Here is a 19263-nt window from a genome sequence, read left to right as displayed (position 1 = left end):
AGCCATGCTGCGCGGACTGCCGCGGCGCTTCGCCGGCCTGCTCGCGACGCTGCTCGCCGCCTCGTTCGTCATCTTCTCCGCCGTCTACGCGGCACCGGGCGACCCCGCCGTCCTCCTCTCCGGCAGCAGGCAGGAGCTCACCCCTGAGAAGCTCGCTGCGGTCCGCGCCGAGTACCACCTCGACGAGCCGCTGGTCGTCCAGTACGGGCGGTGGCTGTGGGAGAGCGCGCAGGGCGACTTGGGCCGGTCGTTCCAGTACCGCGACCAGGTGGCGGACCTGATCGGAGCGCGGCTGCCGACCACCCTCGAACTCGTCGCCTACGCCACGGTGTTCTTCGTGGTCCTGGGCGTCGGCTCCGGGGTACTGGCGGCGCTGCGCCGCGGCTGGGTGGACTCGGCTGTCGTCGGGGGCACCACGCTCGCCGCGTCCATCCCCTCGTTCGTCGCCGCGATCGCGCTGGTGTCGCTGTTCGGGGTGCGGCTCGGCTGGTTCCCGGTGACCGGCCAGGGCGAGGGATTCGCCGGCCGGCTGCACCATCTGACGCTCCCGGCGTTCGCACTGGCGCTCGGCGCGCTCGCGGTGATCAGCCGGGTGACCCGGCAGGCGATGGCCGAGGCATACGCCTCCGATCATGTGGAGGCCGCCCGCGCCGCCGGCCTGACGGAGCGTGAGATCGTCGTGCGGCATGTGCTGCGCAACGCGCTCGGCCCGATCGTCACCATGTGCGGTCTCGTCATGGCGGGCATGCTCGCCGGGACGGTGGTCGTCGAGACCGCCTTCGGCCTCAGCGGCGTCGGCTCGCTGCTGGTGAGCGCGATCACCGCGCACGACTTCCCCGTCACGCAGGCGGTGCTGCTGCTGATGGTCATCGGCTATGTCGTCGTCACGACGCTGGTCGACCTCGTACATCCGCTGATCGACCCCCGGGTCTCGCTCGGAGGGAGGGCCGCATGACGACCCTGACAGCCGGGGCACTGCTCCCGGTCAAGGTGCGGGCCCGGCGGCCGGTACCGGTGATGGTGGCGGGCGGCTTCCTCGCCTTGGTTGTGGTGGCGGCCCTCTTCGCCCCTCTGCTCGCGCCGTACGCGCCCGACGCGGTCGATCTGTCCGCCTCGCTCGCCGGGACGAGCCCCGAGCATCTGCTGGGCACCGACGCGTCGGGACAGGACCTGCTCTCCCGGGCGCTGTACGGAGCCCGGTCGAGCCTGCTCGCTCCCCTGGCCCTGCTGGCGCTGGCCGCACTGCTCGGCATCACCATGGGCACGGTCGCCGCCTGGTACGGCGGCTGGGTGGACACCCTGTTGTCTCGGGTGACGGATGTGATGTACGCCTTCCCGGGCCTGCTGTTCGTCGTCCTGGTGATCGCGGTGTTCGGCGACGGCCTCACCACCTCGGTCGTCGCCATGGGGCTCGCGTACGCGCCCACCATCGCCCGGTACACGCGCAGTCTCGCCCTGTCCGAGCGGTCCAAGCCCTACATCGACGCCTATCGGGTCCAGGGCATGGGCGGGGCGCGGATCTGCGTACGTCATCTCGTGCCCAATCTGTCCGGTGCGCTCGTCGGCTATCTCGTGGTGCTGTTCGGCGAGGGACTGATGAGCCTGGCCACGCTCAGCTATCTGGGCTTCGGCGCCGGATCCCCCAGTATCGACTGGGGGTTGATGGTGCAGGAGGGCCAGGACGCCGTGGTGCAGGGGGCGCTGCTGCCGGCCCTCGTACCGGGCACGGCCATCGCCGCCGTGGTGGTGGCCTTCAACATCGTCGGGGTCTGGGTCTCGGACCGGCTGGGCCAAGGAAGGTAACCGTCCATGCTGCTGGACATCGAGAATCTCACCCTCCGGCTGCCCTCCGGGGCCGCCGCCCGACCCCTGCTCGCCGAGGTGTCGCTGACCGTCGGCCAGGGCGAAGTGGTCGGCCTGGTCGGCGAGTCGGGCTCCGGGAAGTCGACCACGGCGCGGGCGGTGCTGGGCATGCTGCCGGAGGGGGCGTCGGTCTCCGGCGCCGTGCGAGTGGAGGGCGAGGACGTACTCGCCATGGACCCGGGGCGCCTGCGCGCGCACCGGTCCCGTACCGTCTCCATGGTCTTCCAGGACCCCCGCTCGGCGATGAACCCGGTCCGCCGGATCGGCGACTTCCTCACCGAGCCGCTCGTACGCGTCCTGGGGCTGCCCAAGCGCAAGGCGGCGGCGAAGGCCGTGGAGCTGCTGACCGCCGTGGGGCTGCCCGATCCGGAGCGCCGGATGCGGCAGCGCCCGCACGAGCTGTCCGGCGGCATGCTGCAACGGGTGGTGATCGCCGCCGCGCTTGCCACCGACCCTGGCCTCCTGCTCGCCGACGAGGCGACGAGTGCGCTGGACGCGACCACCCAGGCGGAGGTGCTGGCCCTGCTGCGCGGCATCCAGGAGGAGCGGCGACAGGCCGGCAGCGGCCTCGGCACGCTGTTCATCACGCACGATCTGCCGCTCGCCGCCGCCTACTGCGACCGCGTGTACGTGATGTACGCGGGCCGCGTGGTGGAACACCAGCCCGCCCGCGGACTGTTCGCCGCCCCCCGGCATCCCTACACCCGCGGCCTGCTGGACTGCTCGCCCGCGCTGGGCGACGAGCGCGAACTGCGCCCCATCCCCGGCCGCCCGCCGTCACTGTCCGACACCTTCACCGGCTGCCCGTTCACCCCGCGCTGCCAGCGCGCCGAGGCGGAGTGCGAGAGCTGGACGCCAGTGACGGTGCCGTTCGGTGGCGACAGCGGACCGGCGGACAGTGGATCGGCAGCCTGCCGCCGTCTGGAACTCGTAGCGAGGAGCAGCGCATGACCAAGGCCGAACCCGCACTCGTCGTACAGGGCCTGTGCAAGAGCTATCCGCTCCCGGGCGGCGGCCGTACGACGGCCGTGGACGACGTCTCGTTCTCCGTGGCGGCCGGCGGTTCGCTGGGTGTCGTCGGCGAGTCCGGCTCCGGAAAGACCACGGTGGCCCGGATGCTGGTGGGCCTCGTACGGCCTGACGCGGGAACGATCGCCGTGAACGGGCGGGAGCGGACGCCCGGGGAACGCGGCGGAAAGCTGCCCGGGCTGAGGCGGCCGGGCGGGGGCAGAGCGGCACGTCTGCGCCGCGCCCGCGAGATCCAGATCGTCTTTCAGGATCCGTATGTCTCCCTGGACCCCCGCCTGACGGCACGTCAGTGCCTGCACGGCGCATTGCGGCTGCACGGCCGGTACGAGGGTGAGGCCGCCGCGATGCGGGTCGGCGAACTGCTCGATCAGGTGGGCCTGGGCAAGAGGGAGGCCGATGCCCGGCCCCGTGGACTGTCGGGCGGGCAGCGACAGCGGCTGGCCATCGCCCGTGCGCTGGCCGTGGATCCCCAGGTGCTGGTTCTGGACGAGGCGGTGGCGGCGCTGGACGTGTCCATCCAGGCGCAGATCCTCCAGCTTCTGGCCGATATCCGCCGGGAGACCGGGGTGGCCCTGGTCTTCGTCAGCCACGACCTGGCCGTCGTACGGCACATCACCGACGACACGCTGGTGATGCGCCGCGGCCGCACGGTCGAGACCGGCCCGACGGCCCGTGTCCTGGACGCCCCGGCGGACCCGTACACCCGGCTCCTGCTCTCCTCGGTACCACGCGAGGGCTGGGACCCCGCGCAGACGGTACGGCTGCGCGGCGAACTCGCCGCAGCGACGCGGGCGGCCTGACGTACGTCGAACGAATCGAACGCGCCACCCAGGGCGTGGAAGTGGGCGTGGAAGTGGCGCGATCGAGCGTTGCGGCCCCGGTGCCCGAGGAAGAATCTGGAGGATGCGGGAGCGCTCCCATACCGGAATTCACCATCTCGGAAAGAAGGAGCCCATGACTTGTCATGATCGCACCAAGCCAGCCCGGCCTCGGTGGACACTCGCCCTGAGCCTGCTCACCGCGGCCCTGCTCTGCCTGATCCCCTGGAGTGGCACCGCCGCCGCCCACGGCTCCGTCATCGACCCGGCGTCCCGCAACTACGGCTGCTGGCTGCGCTGGGGCGACGACTTCCAGAACCCGGACATGGCCCAGGAAGACCCGATGTGCTGGCAGGCCTGGCAGGACGATCCGAACGCCATGTGGAACTGGAACGGCCTGTACCGCAACGGCTCCGCCGGCGACTTCCAGGCGGTCGTCCCCGACGGGCAGCTGTGCAGCGGTGGCCGGACCGAAGGCGGCCGTTACAACTCCCTGGACACCGTGGGCGCCTGGCAGACGACGGACATCGACAGCGACTTCACCGTCAAGCTGTACGACCAGGCCAGCCACGGCGCCGACTACTTCCTGGTCTACGTCACCCGCCAGGGTTTCGACCCCACCACCCAGCCGCTGACCTGGAACGACCTCCAACTGGTCGCCCGGACCGGCAAGTACGCCCCCAGCCAGAACTACTCGATCGACGTGAGCACCTCGGGCCTGACCGGCCGCCACGTCGTCTACACGGTCTGGCAGGCCTCGCACATGGACCAGACGTACTTCCTGTGCAGCGACGTGAACTTCCGCTGACACACCGTCGTCCCGCCGGACGCATCGGAAGCACCGCGTCCGGCGGGACACCCGGCCTGCGCGAGCTTCGCCGGAACAACGCCTAAGCTCGACAGATGGCCAAGTACTTCGACGTGCACCCCGACAACCCGCAGCAGCGCACCATCGGCCAGGTGGCCGAGAGCATCCGCTCAGGTGCCCTGGTCGTCTATCCGACGGACTCCTGTTTCGCGCTGGGCTGCCAGCTGGGCAGCCGTGACGGCATCGACCGGATCCGGTCCATCCGGCAACTGGACGACCGGCACCACTTCACGCTCGTCTGCCAGAACTTCGCGCAGCTGGGCCAGTTCGTGCATATCGACAAGGACGTGTTCCGCGCCATCAAGGCCTCCACGCCCGGCAGTTACACCTTCATCCTGCCCGCGACGAAGGATGTGCCGCGCAGGATGCTGCACCCGAAGAAGAAGACGGTCGGAGTGCGCATCCCCGATCACACCGTCGCCCAGGCCCTGCTCGCCGAGCTGGGTGAGCCGCTGCTCTCCAGCACCTTGCTGCTGCCGGACGAGGAGGAGCCCATGACCGTGGGCTGGGAGATCAAGGAGCGTCTCGACCACGTGGTGGACGCGGTGGTCGACTCCGGGGACTGCGGCACCGAGCCGACCACGGTCATCGACTTCTCGGGCGGCGAGGCCGAGATCGTGCGCAAGGGGGCGGGCGACACCGCACGCTTCGAGTGACGCGCCGCCCGACGACCGTGCGCGGCTTCCACACAGGGCGGCACGAGGGGTTTACAGGCCCGCGCCTGCCGGAATTGTGATCTTTGTCTGTTTAGCATACGGCGATGACACCCCCAGGCCGTCACAGACCACCGCTCCGGTACGCGTCATCCCGGCACGACCCCCAACTGCGCAGCGCCGCCCGGCACTTCGGGCGGCGCGGTTTGCTCAACCTCACCGCCGCGGCAGCCGTCCTCGCCTTCGCCACCCATCTGCCGGCCCCGGGCGCGGCGAGCGCCGCCGAGCTCGATGCGGCAAGGATCTCCGAGGATCCCTTCACGCTCGGTGTCGCCTCCGGAGACCCACTGCCCGACTCCGTACTGCTGTGGACCCGGCTCGCGCCCGCGCCGTACGAGCCGGGCGGCGGACTGGCCGGGCGCCGGGTCAAGGTCCAATGGGAGGTGGCCACCGACGAGTTCTTCCGCCTGACCGTCCGGCGCGGCACCGTCTGGACCCACCCCGAGTACAACCACACGGTGCACGTCGAGGTCGGCGGCCTCTTGCCGGGCCGGGAGTACTACTACCGCTTCCGGACCGGCAGCTGGATCAGCGAGGCGGGCCGTACCCGCACGGCACCCGCCACCACTGCCGCCGTTTCGGCGCTCACCTTCGCCGCCGTCTCCTGCCAGGCCTACCACCACGGCTACTTCACGGCGCACCGGCATCTGGCCGAGGACGACGTCGACGTGGTCTTCCATCTCGGTGACTATCTGTACGAGTACGCCGTCAACTCCGCGGGCGGACACCGCCGTTACACCGACCGCCGACTGCCCGAACTTTTCAACCGCGAGGCCAGGACCCTCGAGGAGTACCGGCTGCGGTACGCGCTCTACAAGAGCGACCCGGATCTGCGCGCGGTCCATGGGGCGCATCCCTTCGTCGTCACCTGGGACGACCACGAGACCGAGAACAACCACGCGGACGCCGTCGACGAGGAAGACAATTCGCCCGAGGAGTTCCTGCTACGCCGCGCCGCCGCCTACCGGGCGTACTGGGAGAACCAGCCGCTGCGCGGCGCCCAGGTGCCGCAGGGGCCCGACCTCCGGCTCTTCCGCCGGCTCCAGTGGGGCACGCTCGCCCAGTTCGATGTGCTCGACACCCGGCAGTACCGCTCCGACCAGGCGTACGGCGATATGCCGCACGCCCCCGGACCCGAGTCGGACGATCCGGCGCGCACCATCACGGGGGCGGCGCAGGAGCGCTGGCTACTCGGCGGCTGGCGTGCCTCGAACGCCCTGTGGAACGTGCTGCCGCAGCAGGTGCGCTTCTCCCAGCGCAAGCTCGGTACGGGCCCGCAGGCGACGGTGTCCATGGACACCTGGGACGGCTACCGTGCCTCGCGCGAGCGGGTCCTTGCCGGCGCGAGGTCGGCCGGGATCCAGAACCTGATGGTTCTCGCGGGTGACGCCCACGTGGGCTACGCCTTCGACATCAAGGAGGTCTTCGACGACCCGGCCTCCAGGATCGTGGGCACAGAGTTCGTCACCACGTCCGTCTCCAGTGGCAGGGACGGAGTTCAAAGGCCCGCCGACTGGGACGCGTACCTGACGGCCAATCCGCATCTGCGGTTCTACGACGGGCGGCGCGGCTATGTGCGGGTCGAGCTGGGGCGTGCTGCGGCGAGGGCCGACTTCCGGACCGTGTCCGCCGTGACGACGCCGGGTGCGCCCATCACGACGGCCGCGTCCTTCGTGACCGAGGCGGGCCGTCCGGGACTCGAACCCGCGTGAAGCCGATGCCGGACCGTGCGAGCACGGCCCGTAACCCCTTCCCTGTTCGGCTGAAGAGCCGAAGCCCCGCACATCTTTTGTGATGATTGCGGCAAAACCTACGGATTCGAGGCACTTTCACCATCGAAACCGAGGAGACATCCTGATGGTCCATCGATCCGCCGGAGCAGGCTGTGCCGCCCTGGCCGTGCTCGGCACACTCGTGCTGACGGGGACGTCCGCGGCCGTGGCGGCCGAGCCCCCCGTACCGACGACCGCCACCTCAGCCGCCGAGACGCTGGACGCCCACAAGCCGTCGGCCGAAGTGCTGCGCGCGCTGCGGCGCGATCTGGGTCTGACGGAGGCGCAGGCCAAGACGCGGCTCGTGAACGAGGCGGAGGCCGGCACGCGCGCCGGCCGTCTCCAGAACGCCCTCGGCGAGCGCTTCGCGGGCGCCTGGCTGCACGGCGCGACCTCCGCCGACCTCACCGTCGCCACCACCGATGTCGCGGACATCCCCGTCATCGAGGCCGGCGGCGCCCACGCCGCCGTCGCCAAGACCGGTCTGGACGAGCTCGGAGCCGCCAAGGAGAAGCTGGAAGCCACCGCGGCCCGTATCAAGGGCCTCGACACACCGGTCCGGTACGTCGACGTCCGGGCGAACCGGGTGACGGTGCAGGCGACCAGCCGGTCCGCCGGGAACGCGCTCATCGCGGCTTCCGGGGTCGACCGGAAACTCGTGGGCGTCAAGGTGTCGGCGGACCGGCCGCGTGCGCTGTACGACGTCCGGGGCGGCGACGCGTTTCACAACATCGAGGCGGAGACCCGCTGCTCCGTCGGATTCTCCGTCACCATGGACGAGCAGCAGGGCTTCGCCACCGCGGGCCACTGCGGGAGACAGGGCGACAGTACCGCCGGCTACAACAGCGTCGCCCAGGGAACCTTCGGAGCCGCCACGTTCCCGGGCGGCGACATGGCCTGGGTGGGCGTCAACGACGACTGGACGGCGACCCCCAACGTCAAGGCCGCGGGAGGAAGCACCATCGAGGTCACCGGCTCGGTGCAGGCTCTTGTGGGCGCCGCGGTCTGCCGGGCCGGCTCCACCAGCGGCTGGCACTGCGGTCGGATCGAGCAGCACGACACCAGCGTCAGCTACGACGAGGGCACCGTCGACGGGGTGACCGAGACGACGGTGTGCGCCGAGTCGGGCGACTCCGGCGGCTCCGTCGTCGCGGGCACCCAGGCGCAGGGTGTCCTCTCCGGCGGCTCCGGCGACTGCACGAGCGGCGGGACGACCTACTACCAGCCGATCAACCCGCTACTCGAAACGTACGGACTCGTCCTGCGGACCAGCACGAGCAGCACGGGCACTCCCGGCGGCGTCCCGGACGAGCCGACGGGCACCTGGGCCCCTGGCCAGGTCTACGGCGTCGGGAGCGAAGTGACCTACGGCGGCGTCACCTACGCGTGCCTTCAGCCGCATCAGGCGCAGGCGGCGTGGCAGCCTGCGGGCACCCCGGCTCTGTGGCAACGCCTCTGACGGCTGGTCAGGTTCATGCGGCGCGAGGCTTCGATCCGGCTCTCGCGCCGCGCCCGGTCTCACCCCTGCCGAGAGCCGCGTGCGACACCTTTCGCCCACAGCACGAGGGGGATCTGGAGGGGCAGGCGGCCGAATGCCGCGGTCTTGAGGGCGGTGGGGCGGTGTCGCCAGTCGAGCGCCATCTGCACATTGGCCGGGAACACCCCGACGAAGAACGCCGCCGTCGCGTGGGCCGCTGCGCGTCGTGTCCGGGGATGCGCGAGTCCGGCCGCCAGGGCGAGTTCGGCGGCGCCGCTGACGTAGGTCCACGTCCGGGGGGATCCGGGCAGCATGCGCGGGATGGTCGCGTCGTACGGCTTCGGCGCGACGAAATGCGTCACACCGGCGGTGGCGAGGAGACCGGCGAGCATGAGCGGGGAGCGTCGGGAAGGGGCCATCGTGCCTCCGTAGTCGTGGATACGGCGCAACGCTACGGGAGGGCAGGCGCTGCCGCGCAACGCCTGCGACCTCAAGGCCCTTGTCCCGTCAGGCGCTTGAGTCCCGGCACACCGCGCCCCCGCCGACCAGGGAAGCCGGGTCGACGGAGGTCGCCGCGGTGCTTGTCGACCGTCGTCGGCTAGGCGACGACGCCGGACTTCGCGATCTTGATCGGCACCCTGGTGGCGCCGGAACGGGAGCCCTGGGCCTCGATGGCCTTGACGACGTCCAGGCCCTCGACGACCTCGCCGAAGACGACGTGCTTGCCGTCCAGCCAGTCCGTGACGATCGTCGTGATGAAGAACTGCGAGCCATTGGTGTTCGGCCCGGCGTTGGCCATGGACAGCAGTCCCGGCTTGGTGTGCTTCAGCTGGAAGTTCTCGTCGGCGAACTTCTCGCCGTAGATGCTCTTGCCGCCGGTGCCGTCGCCGCGGGTGAAGTCGCCACCCTGGAGCATGAAGTCGGGGATGACCCGGTGGAAGCCGGAGCCCTCGTAGCCGAAGCCGTGCTCGCCCGTGGCCAGTTCACGGAAGTTGCGCGCGGTCTTGGGGACCACGTCGTCGTACAGCTTGAAGACGATCCGGCCGGCGGGCTGGTCGTTGATGGTGATGTCGAAGTACACGTTACTCATGGCTTCATCCTCACACCTTCACCCGCCGTCGCACACTTCGGGCCCCGCCCCCGGGGCCCGGCCGTGTCGCGTCAGGTGCCGAGGGCCGTACGCAGAGTGCTGACCGCCTGGGCGATGGCGGCTTCCGCCGCGTGGGTCTCGCGCAGGGCGTTGAGCATCACGAAGTCGTGGATGATGCCCTGGTAGCGGACCGCGGTGACCGGGACGCCGGCCTTGCGGAGCTTGTCGGCGTAGGCCTCGCCCTCGTCGCGCAGGACGTCGGCCTCGGCGGTGATGACCAACGCCGGGGGCAGCCCGGCGAGTTGCTCGGCGGTGGCGCGCAGCGGGGAGGCGGTGATCTCGGCGCGCTGGGCCTCGTCCGTCGTGTACTGGTCCCAGAACCACTGCATGGCGTCGCGGCGCAGGAAGTAGCCCTCGGCGAACTGGTGGTAGGAGCCGGTGTCGAAGGCGGCGTCGGTGACCGGGTAGAAGAGCACCTGCTGGACGAGGGGCACGTCGCCGCGCTCCTTGGCCATCAGGGTCAGCGCGGCGCTCATGTTGCCGCCCACCGAGTCACCGGCCACCGCGATGCGCCCGGCGTCGAGGGAGTGACCGGCGCCCTCGGTGACGATCCACCGGGCGACGGTGTAGTTCTGCTCGATGGCGACGGGGTAGCGGGCCTCGGGCGACAGGTCGTACTCGGGAAAGACCACCGCGGCGCCGGTGCCGACGGCGAGTTCGCGCACCAGGCGGTCGTGTGTATGGGCGTTGCCGAAGACCCAGCCGGCGCCATGGATGTACACGATCACCGGGAGAACGCCCTGTGCGCCCGCGGGTCGCACGATACGCGCGCGGACCTGGCCGGTGGGGCCGCCCGGAACGACGACCCACTCCTCGTCGACGGCGGGCTTGGTGACCTCGCCCGACTGCACCTCGTCGACGAGCTTGCGCCCGTCCGCCGGGCCGAGGTCGAAGAGGTACGGAGGGTTCGCGGTCGCCTCGGCGAAGGACAGGGCGGCGGGTTCCAGGACCGGGCGGGGTCCGGCGTTGTCAGTCATGGCGGTCTCCTCGGGTCGAATGCCGCGGGCGCACTCCGGAGGCGGTCTGCGCTGGGGAGCGGCGGCACGACGAGATAGTAGCGTGCTATTTGGTCGTGCACAATCTATTAGTGCTCGATACAATCGAGAGGACGTGAAAAGATAAGGTGGACGTCCTCATGCAGGGCACAGGAGCCTCATGCCGGGCACAGGACCAGAACAAGGGAGCGAGACCATGACCGCAACCGGGGCGGAACCGAGGCAGGAGGGCTCCCTGCTCCTCGACGACCAGCTCTGCTTCGCCCTCTATGCGGCCTCGCGGGCGGTCACGGCGCGCTATCGGCCCCTGCTGGACGAGCTCGGGCTCACCTACCCGCAGTACCTCGTGATGCTCGTGCTGTGGGAGCGTGACGCCGGATGCGACGTGTCCGTACGCGACCTGGGGACCGCCCTCCAGCTGGAATCCAGCACCCTCTCCCCCCTCCTCAAGCGCCTGGAGGCACACGGCCTGATCCGCCGCGAGCGCCGTGCGGACGACGAGCGTTCCGTCGCCATCCGTCTCACCGAGACCGGCGCGCGCCTTCAGGAACGGGCCGACACCGTGCCCGTGGCCATCGGTGACGCGATGGGCCTGACCCGCGAACAGGATGCCATGGCCAAGCAGTTGCTCCGCCTGCTCACCGCGAACGTCACCGAGGACTGACCTCGCCGGTCCCTCAAATGGCGGTCCCCGGTTGACGGGCAGACGATGGAGTTCAGGCCCGCGACAGTGCTGGCCATGGCCAGAGTGGAGGGAAGCACGATGATCGAGGTCAAGACGGTCGAAAAGCCGGATGAGCGGCGCGATTTCCCCAGGGGCCACCTCGAAGCCGTCCACCTCACCGGACTGGACTTCGCCGTGGCAACCTTCGAGCCCGGCTGGCGCTGGTCCGAGTCCGTGGGCCCGATCGCGGGGACCGAGAGCTGCCAGGTCCATCACAACGGCTATGTGGTCCAGGGACGGCTGCGCGTCCGCATGGACGACGGCGCCGAGAGCGAGGTCGGACCCGGCGATGTCTTTGTCGTACCGCCCGGGCATGACGCCTGGGTAGTCGGTGACGAACCCGTGGTGGCGTACGACTTCGCCGGCGGCATGGCCCAGGAGTACGCGAAGGCCAAGGAGGGATAGCCCGGCGTTCCCGGACCAGTTACGTCCGGAGCAGTTACGTACGGATCAGTTACGTACGGGCCTGGCCGTCGCGTTGCGCAGGCGGATGCCGCTGAATCTCAGCGTGCTGGTGATCACGGCGTCCCAGAACTCCCAGAGGTTGTCGAGTACGCGCAGCTGGATTCCGGCGCCCCGGTGGAGCTGGAGCAGGTCGCCGACCGGCTCGGGCGAGCCGAGCGGTTCGACGGGCTCACTCGCCACGAAGGCGTGCGGTACCGGTTCGCCGAACGGCCGGAAGGCGTCGGCGGAGAACCGGTAGGCGAACAGCCGGCCGCTCAGGAACCGTTCCACCCAGCCGTACTCGATGGCGTGCACGCGCTGGCCACCGCCCGGACCGAGAATGCGTTCCCGGTCGGATGCGGATGTGCCCTGCGCGGTCCAGGCCATGGCCCGCGGGCACTGGCGGGGAAACCAGTAGTCCGGTGCCCGGGCATGGTCGACGGCCCATACGTATGCCTCCGTCTGCTGGGCGGTGGCGGCGACGTGCGGGCGGAACTCGGTGATCGTCGGGTCTTCCGAGAAGTGCAGTACCTCGCCAGGTCGTGGGCGCATGCACTGTTTCTACCGCAGCGCCACCGCCCAGGGACGGTCGCGCGTCACTGGTTGGGGGCGGCCGCGCTGATGTCGCCCAGCGCGGACTCCGGGTCGCGCTCGATGGCGAGGTCGCCAAGGGCGACGATCCCCACCGGGGTCCTGCCCTCGACGACAGGGAGCCGGCGCAGGGAGTGTTCACGCATCAACTGCACGGCGCGGCCAACTTCGTCGTCAGGGGTGACGGTGACGAGTTCCGGGCTGCACGCGGACTGCACGGTCGTGTCGGCGGGGTTCTTGTCCTCGGCGAGCACGCGCACCACGAGGTCCCGGTCGGTGACCAGGCCGCGCAGTTCGTCCCCCTCGGCGACCAGCACCGCACCGATGTTCTCGTCACGCATCCGGTGCGCGACCTCGCTGACCGCGGTACGCGTGCCCACCGCGACGGGGGCACTCGTCATGATCTCGCGGACTTTCTGAGCCATCGCTGTCCTCCGATGAACGGGCGGCGACATCCCCAGCCGCCGCTGGACCGACCCAGTACCCGCAGGAGGCGGCTCCAAGCCCGCTCCCGTGCCATGTCATAGGCCGGGGTCCTCGTCGGAGCGGGCGCGCCAGCCGTGCCACCGTCGTACGGAGACGACGATCACCGGCCCGTCGGGGGGCCGCTCACGATACTGGGCGTACTTCTGCCGCAGCAGTTCGACCGCGGCGGCGTACTCGTCCCGCGCGTACGTTTCCGGCGCGTCCGGCTGTACGACCCGGGCGGTGCCGTCCGCCCGTATCCACCACAGCCGGTCCCAGTCCTCGTCGTACGCGTCCACCAGCAGGCACACCTCCGGGTGGACGGCGATGTTGTCCAGCCGCTTCACCCGGCCCGGCCGCTTCGGCTTCCAGTCGATGGCGGTGACGATCTCGTCGCCGTGCCGGGCGAACACGAGCGGCACCAGGTGCGGGCGCCCCTCGGCGTCCGAGGTCGCCAGGCGTGCCACCCGGGCCTCGACGAACCACTGCCGCGCCTCGGCCTCGTCCATGACCGGCATGAGGAGCCTCCGTCCATCTTTGTTCGCCTCGGTGTCCGTCCATGGTCGCGCGGGTTCTGGTTCTGGCCGAGCCGGGGGTACGTCCGACGCGGTGACGGGGCGGCCTTAAGGTCGAGGTGACGTACCGACCTGAGGAGAAGCACCGCTCGTGCACGACGCACCGATCTACGACCAACTGATCTCCGAACGCGGCGATATTCCGCTCCAGGTCCGCAGCGAGGCCCGCCGACTCCAGAGCGAACTCGGCTGGATCGCCGAAGCGGAACCCTCGCCTGCCGGCCGGACACCCCGCTCCCCCACTGCTCCCGCCCCGGTTCCTGCCCCCAACTCCCGTCCCCAGCCACCCGGTTCACAGCCCGGTTCGCAACAGGACTGGTTCGCCTGACGGGCTTCAGCACCGGATTCGGCACCTGGGCACGATGCGGGATTCAGACGCGCAGCCACTCCGTCACCACGACCTCCTCGTCGGTCCGCAGCCGTAGGGCGAACGGACCGGTGAGGAGCAGGTCGCAGAGGAAGCGGCCCATGTCGTCGGCCGTGACCGTGGTGGCCGCCGCCGGCTGCGCGGTGCCCAGGATCTCGATGCGGGCAGGCTGCGGCGGCAGCAGCTGGCCCGTCATCCCCTGGGCCGTCACCTCTACGTCGACGGTGAGGGCGGTCGTGTTGAAGGTCAGCATCCTGGGCACGTCCGCACCCCTGACCGGGGCTGCGTCGACGAGTGAGTCGAACGTCAACTCGGCGAGCTGCGCGTCCACATCACGCATCGCGTGCAGGGCGTAGGCCTCGACGGCGATGTGCCGCAGCTCGGCGGGCACCGGGTCCAGGATGGCGGCGGCCTCGCGCAGCGCCTCCTCGAGAGCGTCGTCCTGAGACGCCTCGAACGCCTCGAAGCCGTCGGTGCCCTCGGCGTCGAAGGTGTCGTTGCCACCGTTGTCGTTCACAGCACCCCCCGTGCGACAAGACGTGCACGCAGCCGGCCCAGACAGCGCTGGCGCATCGGTCCGATGCTGCCCACGGCGATGCCCAGCGCGGCGGACACCTCCTGGTAGCTGGGCGGCGGGGAGGCCATCAGCACGCGGAGCAACTCCCGGCAGCGGTCGCCCAGTTCGTCGAACTCCTGCCACATCCGGCGAATGCGTTCCGCCTTCGCGGCGGCCTCCTCGGACTCGATCAGGGTCTGCTCGGGCGTACGGTCCTCACTGATCCGGTCGAGCACCCGGGCGTCGTCCGTGGGAGTCAGCCGCCTGGTGCTCTTGATGACCTTCAGGCACTCGTGACGCGCGGTGCTCGCGAGCCAGGACCCGGCCTTGTGCGGTTCGCGGATCCGCCCGAGGTGCTGGGCGAAGCGGAACCAGGTGGTCTGGTACACCTCGTGCCCGTCGGCGTCGGAGAGCCGGTGCGCGCGTACGACGGACCACACCAGCGGGCTCAGCCCGTCCACCAGCGCTTTCCAGGCCGCCGCGTCCCCGTCGGCGGCGGACTGGACGAGCGCACCGACAGCATCACGATCCACGGCCCCACCCCTCGTGTACGGCAAGTCATCGTACGCCGCGGAGTGGGGGATTCCGACCGTGATCCGGGACCAGAGCACCGTGCCCGAGCGGGAGGTCATGCCGTCGCGGAGGGCGTGTCGACCGGGACGGGGCTCCAGGTCGGCGGGCGCAGCGCGGGCACGACTGCGCCGCGTACCTCCGCGTAGTCGCGGTTCGCCGACAGCAGCTGCCGCCGGGCGGCTCGGGGGTCGCTCTCCTTGTGTGCCGTCATATGGGCGGCGATCATCGCGGCGGTCACCGGGGTGGCGAACGAGGTGCCGCTCCACTGCGCGAGTCCCTCGAACATCACCTGCTCCGGCTTGGCGGGCGTCGGCTGCTGCTCCTCGCTCAACACGCCGATGTGCTGGGGGTGTTGGCAGGTGCAGACGTAGGCGAAGCCGTGTCGGCAGGCGTCGTACGTGGAGTGCTGGTACAGGTACGGGACGGGGATGTCGAAACCGGTGAGCGAACTGGTCAGCCTCTCCCCCGGCGCGTAGATCTTCACCCAGGAGCCGTGGTTGCTGAAGCAGGCGCCGAACTCGCCGTCGCCGCGCAGCGCTCCGACCGACAGCACCACGTCCTCGTAGCCGGGGACGTCGGCGTAGGCGGCGGGCCAGAAGGGGGTGGCGCTCGCGTTGTTGCCGGCCGCCGCGATCAGCAGCGTACGGGGCTGGTCGCGCAGCTCCTCCATGAAGCGCTCCAGGCCGAGCAGGCCGTCGGTGCTGCCGTTCGACGTGCCGGCGGAGAGGCTGATGAGGTCGGGCCAGCCGTCCTGGTCGACGGCTTCGAAGAGCTTGTCGCCGAACTCGGACTCCAGGATGGCGCCGACGTCGCCGAGGGTCCCCCGTACGGTGATGTCGGTGTTGGGGGCGACCGCCGCGACGAGGCCCGCGATGAACGTGCCGTGGCCGACGTACTGCTTGAGGAAGCCCTGGTCGTCGGTCTCCGCGAGCGCGCCGTCGCCCTGAACGTGCGCCAGCAGCGGGTACGACCGGTAGTCGTGCATGAGTCCGGTGTCGATCACCAGGACGCCGACGGCGGTCTCGGGCACGTACGCCGTTTCCGCCGGCGTCGGGTTGGCGGTGACGGTGGGCTGGGCGGGCACGGGTTCGTCGCCGGGGCAGGCGTTGACCGCGATCGTCACGACGTGGTTGCGGCTCACCAGGCGGCGTTCGGCCCGGCCCTCCACCTCGCGCATGGCCCGCAGCGCCCCCGCGACGGCACGGTCGCCCGATCCCGATCGGATGCCTGCCGCCGGGTCGCCCACCTGGATGCGGGTGATGCCCGACCGGTTCGTCTCCGGTCCTGCCCTGCGGACGCTGTCCGCGGTGAGGCCCGGGATGTCGGCGGACCGTGCCCGCAGGGTGTCCTCGACGATCCGTGCGTCCTCGCCGTCACGGGCCAGGACGACCCCCTGCTCGTAGAAGAACTCGGCGGAGTCGTCCGGCCCCATCGCCAGGGGGACGTCCGGCATCGCGCGCCGGACCTGGTCGAACTGCTCCTGGAATCGCTGTGGTGCCATGGCGTGTCCTCCCCTTCGTTCGACGGGTCGTCAATCAGAGCCGGGTAATGGCTGATTGATACAGCGGCGCTGATCGACCGATTCGGCAACGGTGATGGCCGAATCGGCGTCACACCTGTCTGCCGCACTGCCCGCGGCCCTACCATCCTTTGAGTGACAGCCGGAAGCGACCCGATTTTCGAGCTGCTCCCGATGGTGTTCGCCAGCCCCGGCGACGCGCTGGCGAGGGCGGAGGCGGTGCTGGACACCGATCCTTCGCCGCTGCACGCCTCAGTCGCCCACCATGTCATCGGTATGTGGCAGCGGGACTTCGGTGATCTGCGGGTCGCCCTGCGGCATCTGCGGCGCGCCCGTGATCTCGCGGCACGGTCGGGTTCGGCCGACCGGGAGGCGGACGTCCTCGGCACACTGGGGGTGGCGCTGGTCCACGCCGGTCGTACGCGGCAGGGTCTTGCCGCGCTCGAGCGGGGCGTCGCGCGGGGCACGAGGCACACCCGCGCCCGTGTCCTGTACCGGCGGGCGTACGTGTGGTGGGTGCTGGGGCACCATCGTGAGGCGCTGGACGATGTGCGCCGGGCGACGCCCGTGCTACGGCAGGCGGGCGATGTGATCTGGACGGCGCGCGCCCTGACGCTGCGTGCCACCGTGCATCTGGCGCTCGGCGCGGTGGAGCGGGCCGAGGCCGACTTCACGGCTGCTCAGCAGCTGTGGGACACCACCGGCCAGGAGCACGACAAGGCCGATGTCGTGGAGAGCCGGGCGCTGGCCGCCTTCCGCTCTGGCGACATTCCCGCGGCGCTGCGGCTGTTCGACGAGGCCGAGGAGGGGTACGCGAAGCTCGGTACCCCGGTGTTCGTGTTCCACATCCGGCGCTGTGAGGTCCTGATGGCCGCAGGTCTCGCGCCCGAGGCGCTGGCCGAGGCCGATGCGGCGATCGGTGTGCTCGACCGTATCGGCGGCCAGACCACCCGCAAGGCGGAGCTGCTGCTGGCCGCCGCCCGTGCCGCTCGGCTCGCGGGCGAACCGGACATCGCGATCGCTCGGGCGGCAGATGCCGTACGCCATTTCGCGGGCCAGCAGCGCGCCTGGTGGGAGACGCACGCCCAACTTGTGCTGATCGACGCGCGGTTGGCGGCCGGGCGTACGTCGGGGCGGATGGTCGCCGATGCCGCGGCCGTGGCTGAGCGGCTGACGGAATGCGGCTCGCCGGCCGTGCCCGAGGCGTCGCTGCTCGCGGGGCGGATCGCGCTGCGCCTGGGCCGACGGGCCGAGGCCGAGCTGCATCTGGGCGTGGCCGCGCGCAGCCGGCGGAGCGGGCCTCCGCTGGCGCGGATGACGGGCTGGGCCGCGCAGGCGCTGCGGGCCGAGGCCGCCGGTTCCAGCCGGGGCGTACTGGAGGCCTGCCGGCGCGGGCTCGATGTGCTCGACGACCACCGGATGACGCTCGGTGCCTCCGAGTTGCGCGCCCGGGCGACCGCGCAGGGTGCGGAGCTCGCCGCGCTGGCCCAGCGGGCCAGCCTGGTCTCCGGCGGGCCGCGGCGGCTGCTGGTGTGGAGCGAGCGCTGGCGGGCCACGGTGCTGTCGGCTCCGCCCACCCGGCCGCCCGCCGATCCGGCCCTGTCGCGGAATCTCACCGCCTTCCGGGAGATCGCCGCCCGGGCGGAGGCGGCCCGCGTCGACGCGCGGCCGGTGCCGGCACTGGAGCGTGAACAGCGGCGTCTTGAGCGGGAGATACGGTCCCGGACACTGCGTATGCGCGGTGAGGTGCCGGGCGACGGGCATCGGTTCGATCCCGGCAGGCTGCTGGAGCGGCTGGGCGGGGGGCGACTGGTCGAGATCGCCGAGCTCGGCGGCCGGGTACAGGTGCTGCTCTGCGGCGAGGGCCGCGTACGGCGGTTCGAGGGCGGGCCGCTCGCGGACGTGCTGGCCGAGTCCGAGCATGTGCAGGCCGGGCTGCGGCGGCTTGCCCATCCCGGGGCGGAGGGCAGGCTCCCGGTGCTCGAGGCCGCGGGGCGTCGGCTGGAGGAACTGCTGCTGGGCGCGGCCGTCTCCCACCTGGGCCCGGGCCCGCTCGTGGTGGTGCCGCCGGCCAGGCTGCACCGCGTGCCGTGGGCGCTGCTGCCCTCGCTCCGCGAGCGTGTCCTCAGCGTCTCGCCGTCGGCGAGCAGCTGGCTGCGGGCCGTGGAGACCGAGCCGCCGCCGGACGGAGGGCATGTACTGGTCCGCGGCCCCGGCCTCGCGACCGGCGGCGCGGAGGTGCCCGAACTCGCCGACCGCTACGGCGGCACGACCGTGCTGGAAGGCGACGAGGCCCGGGTGCCCCGCGTACTGGACTCGCTCGACGGTGCTGTGCTCGCGCATATCGCCGCGCACGGTACGTTCCGCGCGGACAGCCCCCTCTTCTCCTCCCTGCGGATGGCCGACGGCCCGCTGATCGTGCACGACTTCGAACGCCTCAACCGCAGCCCGTACCGCATCATCCTGTCCAGCTGCGACACCGCCCGCCTCGCCCCGTTCGGCGCCGACGAGGTCCTCGGCCTGGTCACGGCCCTGCTCCCGCTGGGCACGGCGGGCATCGTGGCGAGCAACGTCCCCGTCAACGACGCCACAGTGGTGCCGCTGATGCTCGCCCTTCACAAGGGCCTGAGCTCCGGTCTGTCCCTGGCCGAGTCACTGCGCGACGCGCGTGCCGCGCTGCCGGGCGATGCGGTGCATCAGGCGACGGGGTGGGCGTTCACGGCGTTCGGGGCGGCCTGAAGGGCGTTGCGCCTATGGGTGGTTG

At 71.1% G+C, this 19263-nt stretch carries 21 protein-coding genes; 12 read left to right on the top strand and 9 right to left on the bottom strand.

The features are described 5' to 3' along the window. Positions 1-4: 4 nt before the first annotated feature. The 8 genes from ACFYO0_RS03545 (at position 5) to ACFYO0_RS03510 (ending at position 8522) form a co-directional block, all read left to right on the top strand. The gene (locus tag ACFYO0_RS03545; RefSeq protein WP_388669887.1) at positions 5-955 is read left to right on the top strand and encodes an ABC transporter permease; all 951 of its coding nucleotides are present in this window, start codon (positions 5-7) and stop codon (positions 953-955) included. Continuing rightward, a complete protein-coding gene (locus ACFYO0_RS03540; RefSeq protein ID WP_388669884.1) occupies positions 952-1803 on the top strand; it encodes an ABC transporter permease in 852 nt (283 codons plus the stop codon). Before ACFYO0_RS03545 ends, ACFYO0_RS03540 begins: the two co-directional genes overlap by 4 nt. Positions 1804-1809: 6 nt before the next feature. Next, entirely contained in the window at positions 1810-2814 is a 1005-nt protein-coding gene (locus tag ACFYO0_RS03535; RefSeq protein WP_388669881.1) for an ABC transporter ATP-binding protein, read from the top strand. Further along, positions 2811-3692 carry an ABC transporter ATP-binding protein gene (locus tag ACFYO0_RS03530; protein ID WP_388669878.1) on the top strand — a complete coding sequence of 294 codons (882 nt, stop codon included), beginning with the start codon at positions 2811-2813 and terminating at the stop codon, positions 3690-3692. Before ACFYO0_RS03535 ends, ACFYO0_RS03530 begins: the two co-directional genes overlap by 4 nt. 154 nt (positions 3693-3846) lie before the next feature. Next, the gene (locus tag ACFYO0_RS03525) at positions 3847-4518 is read left to right on the top strand and encodes a lytic polysaccharide monooxygenase (protein ID WP_388669875.1); all 672 of its coding nucleotides are present in this window, start codon (positions 3847-3849) and stop codon (positions 4516-4518) included. Between the two features lie 95 nt (positions 4519-4613). Further along, the gene (locus tag ACFYO0_RS03520) at positions 4614-5234 is read left to right on the top strand and encodes an L-threonylcarbamoyladenylate synthase (RefSeq protein WP_033319247.1); all 621 of its coding nucleotides are present in this window, start codon (positions 4614-4616) and stop codon (positions 5232-5234) included. Between the two features lie 104 nt (positions 5235-5338). Continuing rightward, on the top strand, positions 5339-7003 hold the full coding sequence (locus ACFYO0_RS03515; RefSeq protein ID WP_388669872.1) for an alkaline phosphatase D family protein: 1665 nt from the start codon (positions 5339-5341) through the stop codon (positions 7001-7003). A gap of 145 nt (positions 7004-7148) precedes the next feature. Then, entirely contained in the window at positions 7149-8522 is a 1374-nt protein-coding gene (locus ACFYO0_RS03510; RefSeq protein ID WP_388669869.1) for a carbohydrate-binding protein, read from the top strand. A gap of 59 nt (positions 8523-8581) precedes the next feature. Here the strand turns inward: ACFYO0_RS03510 and ACFYO0_RS03505 are convergent, their stop codons facing one another. From ACFYO0_RS03505 to ACFYO0_RS03495, 3 genes are all read right to left on the bottom strand, one after another. Beyond that, on the bottom strand, positions 8582-8959 hold the full coding sequence (locus tag ACFYO0_RS03505) for a hypothetical protein (protein ID WP_388669866.1): 378 nt from the start codon (positions 8957-8959) through the stop codon (positions 8582-8584). A gap of 179 nt (positions 8960-9138) precedes the next feature. After that, positions 9139-9630, bottom strand: coding sequence for a peptidylprolyl isomerase (locus tag ACFYO0_RS03500; protein WP_388669863.1), 492 nt, complete (start codon positions 9628-9630; stop codon positions 9139-9141). 71 nt (positions 9631-9701) lie between these two features. Continuing rightward, positions 9702-10667: an alpha/beta hydrolase gene (locus ACFYO0_RS03495; protein WP_388669861.1), complete on the bottom strand. Its 966-nt coding sequence runs from the start codon at positions 10665-10667 to the stop codon at positions 9702-9704. 214 nt (positions 10668-10881) lie between these two features. Between ACFYO0_RS03495 and ACFYO0_RS03490 the strand changes: the two genes are divergently transcribed. Both ACFYO0_RS03490 and ACFYO0_RS03485 read left to right on the top strand, forming a co-directional pair. Continuing rightward, entirely contained in the window at positions 10882-11349 is a 468-nt protein-coding gene (locus tag ACFYO0_RS03490) for a MarR family winged helix-turn-helix transcriptional regulator (protein ID WP_388669858.1), read from the top strand. 99 nt (positions 11350-11448) lie between these two features. Continuing rightward, positions 11449-11814, top strand: a complete 366-nt coding sequence (locus ACFYO0_RS03485) for a cupin domain-containing protein (RefSeq protein WP_388670849.1) — start codon at positions 11449-11451, stop codon at positions 11812-11814. A 45-nt stretch (positions 11815-11859) separates the two neighbouring features. Here the strand turns inward: ACFYO0_RS03485 and ACFYO0_RS03480 are convergent, their stop codons facing one another. The 3 genes from ACFYO0_RS03480 to ACFYO0_RS03470 all read right to left on the bottom strand — a co-directional run bounded on the left by ACFYO0_RS03480 (position 11860) and on the right by ACFYO0_RS03470 (position 13427). Next, a complete protein-coding gene (locus ACFYO0_RS03480; RefSeq protein ID WP_388669854.1) occupies positions 11860-12405 on the bottom strand; it encodes a DUF6886 family protein in 546 nt (181 codons plus the stop codon). A gap of 44 nt (positions 12406-12449) precedes the next feature. Next, positions 12450-12869: a CBS domain-containing protein gene (locus ACFYO0_RS03475; protein ID WP_388669851.1), complete on the bottom strand. Its 420-nt coding sequence runs from the start codon at positions 12867-12869 to the stop codon at positions 12450-12452. Between the two features lie 96 nt (positions 12870-12965). Next, complete coding sequence (locus ACFYO0_RS03470; protein ID WP_388669849.1) at positions 12966-13427, bottom strand: TIGR03668 family PPOX class F420-dependent oxidoreductase; 462 nt, start codon at positions 13425-13427, stop codon at positions 12966-12968. Positions 13428-13575: 148 nt separating this feature from the next. On the opposite strand from ACFYO0_RS03470, the gene ACFYO0_RS03465 reads away from it, so the two are divergent. Further along, positions 13576-13812: a hypothetical protein gene (locus tag ACFYO0_RS03465; RefSeq protein ID WP_388669846.1), complete on the top strand. Its 237-nt coding sequence runs from the start codon at positions 13576-13578 to the stop codon at positions 13810-13812. 43 nt (positions 13813-13855) lie between these two features. On the opposite strand, the gene ACFYO0_RS03460 is transcribed toward ACFYO0_RS03465, so the two are convergent. The 3 genes from ACFYO0_RS03460 to ACFYO0_RS03450 are packed head-to-tail and all read right to left on the bottom strand — an operon-like array spanning position 13856 to position 16481. Then, a complete protein-coding gene (locus tag ACFYO0_RS03460) occupies positions 13856-14368 on the bottom strand; it encodes a hypothetical protein (protein WP_388669843.1) in 513 nt (170 codons plus the stop codon). After that, on the bottom strand, positions 14365-15039 hold the full coding sequence (locus tag ACFYO0_RS03455) for an RNA polymerase sigma factor (protein WP_388669840.1): 675 nt from the start codon (positions 15037-15039) through the stop codon (positions 14365-14367). Before ACFYO0_RS03455 ends, ACFYO0_RS03460 begins: the two co-directional genes overlap by 4 nt. Then, positions 15036-16481: a S8/S53 family peptidase gene (locus ACFYO0_RS03450; RefSeq protein ID WP_388669837.1), complete on the bottom strand. Its 1446-nt coding sequence runs from the start codon at positions 16479-16481 to the stop codon at positions 15036-15038. Before ACFYO0_RS03450 ends, ACFYO0_RS03455 begins: the two co-directional genes overlap by 4 nt. A 153-nt stretch (positions 16482-16634) precedes the next feature. On the opposite strand from ACFYO0_RS03450, the gene ACFYO0_RS03445 reads away from it, so the two are divergent. Then, entirely contained in the window at positions 16635-19238 is a 2604-nt protein-coding gene (locus ACFYO0_RS03445; protein ID WP_388669834.1) for a CHAT domain-containing protein, read from the top strand. Positions 19239-19263: the final 25 nt, after the last annotated feature.

The sequence above is a fragment of the Streptomyces sp. NPDC006365 genome (assembly GCF_042870755.1).
GTDB classification, from domain to species: domain Bacteria; phylum Actinomycetota; class Actinomycetes; order Streptomycetales; family Streptomycetaceae; genus Streptomyces; species Streptomyces xiangluensis.
Note: the sequence above shows the minus strand (reverse complement) of the source record. Positions and strands in the feature narration are given on the sequence as shown.

What these genes read in the sequence shown, in the direction of transcription:
- ACFYO0_RS03545 (WP_388669887.1), top strand. Translation starts at nt 5, where the DNA reads ATGCTGCGCGGACTGCCGCGGCGCTTCGCCGGCCTGCTCGCGACGCTG.
- ACFYO0_RS03540 (WP_388669884.1), top strand. Translation starts at nt 952, where the DNA reads ATGACGACCCTGACAGCCGGGGCACTGCTCCCGGTCAAGGTGCGGGCC.
- ACFYO0_RS03535 (WP_388669881.1), top strand. Translation starts at nt 1,810, where the DNA reads ATGCTGCTGGACATCGAGAATCTCACCCTCCGGCTGCCCTCCGGGGCC.
- ACFYO0_RS03530 (WP_388669878.1), top strand. Translation starts at nt 2,811, where the DNA reads ATGACCAAGGCCGAACCCGCACTCGTCGTACAGGGCCTGTGCAAGAGC.
- ACFYO0_RS03525 (WP_388669875.1), top strand. Translation starts at nt 3,847, where the DNA reads ATGACTTGTCATGATCGCACCAAGCCAGCCCGGCCTCGGTGGACACTC.
- ACFYO0_RS03520 (WP_033319247.1), top strand. Translation starts at nt 4,614, where the DNA reads ATGGCCAAGTACTTCGACGTGCACCCCGACAACCCGCAGCAGCGCACC.
- ACFYO0_RS03515 (WP_388669872.1), top strand. Translation starts at nt 5,339, where the DNA reads ATGACACCCCCAGGCCGTCACAGACCACCGCTCCGGTACGCGTCATCC.
- ACFYO0_RS03510 (WP_388669869.1), top strand. Translation starts at nt 7,149, where the DNA reads ATGGTCCATCGATCCGCCGGAGCAGGCTGTGCCGCCCTGGCCGTGCTC.
- ACFYO0_RS03505 (WP_388669866.1), bottom strand. Translation starts at nt 8,959, where the DNA reads ATGGCCCCTTCCCGACGCTCCCCGCTCATGCTCGCCGGTCTCCTCGCC.
- ACFYO0_RS03500 (WP_388669863.1), bottom strand. Translation starts at nt 9,630, where the DNA reads ATGAGTAACGTGTACTTCGACATCACCATCAACGACCAGCCCGCCGGC.
- ACFYO0_RS03495 (WP_388669861.1), bottom strand. Translation starts at nt 10,667, where the DNA reads ATGACTGACAACGCCGGACCCCGCCCGGTCCTGGAACCCGCCGCCCTG.
- ACFYO0_RS03490 (WP_388669858.1), top strand. Translation starts at nt 10,882, where the DNA reads ATGACCGCAACCGGGGCGGAACCGAGGCAGGAGGGCTCCCTGCTCCTC.
- ACFYO0_RS03485 (WP_388670849.1), top strand. Translation starts at nt 11,449, where the DNA reads ATGATCGAGGTCAAGACGGTCGAAAAGCCGGATGAGCGGCGCGATTTC.
- ACFYO0_RS03480 (WP_388669854.1), bottom strand. Translation starts at nt 12,405, where the DNA reads ATGCGCCCACGACCTGGCGAGGTACTGCACTTCTCGGAAGACCCGACG.
- ACFYO0_RS03475 (WP_388669851.1), bottom strand. Translation starts at nt 12,869, where the DNA reads ATGGCTCAGAAAGTCCGCGAGATCATGACGAGTGCCCCCGTCGCGGTG.
- ACFYO0_RS03470 (WP_388669849.1), bottom strand. Translation starts at nt 13,427, where the DNA reads ATGCCGGTCATGGACGAGGCCGAGGCGCGGCAGTGGTTCGTCGAGGCC.
- ACFYO0_RS03455 (WP_388669840.1), bottom strand. Translation starts at nt 15,039, where the DNA reads ATGACCTCCCGCTCGGGCACGGTGCTCTGGTCCCGGATCACGGTCGGA.
- ACFYO0_RS03450 (WP_388669837.1), bottom strand. Translation starts at nt 16,481, where the DNA reads ATGGCACCACAGCGATTCCAGGAGCAGTTCGACCAGGTCCGGCGCGCG.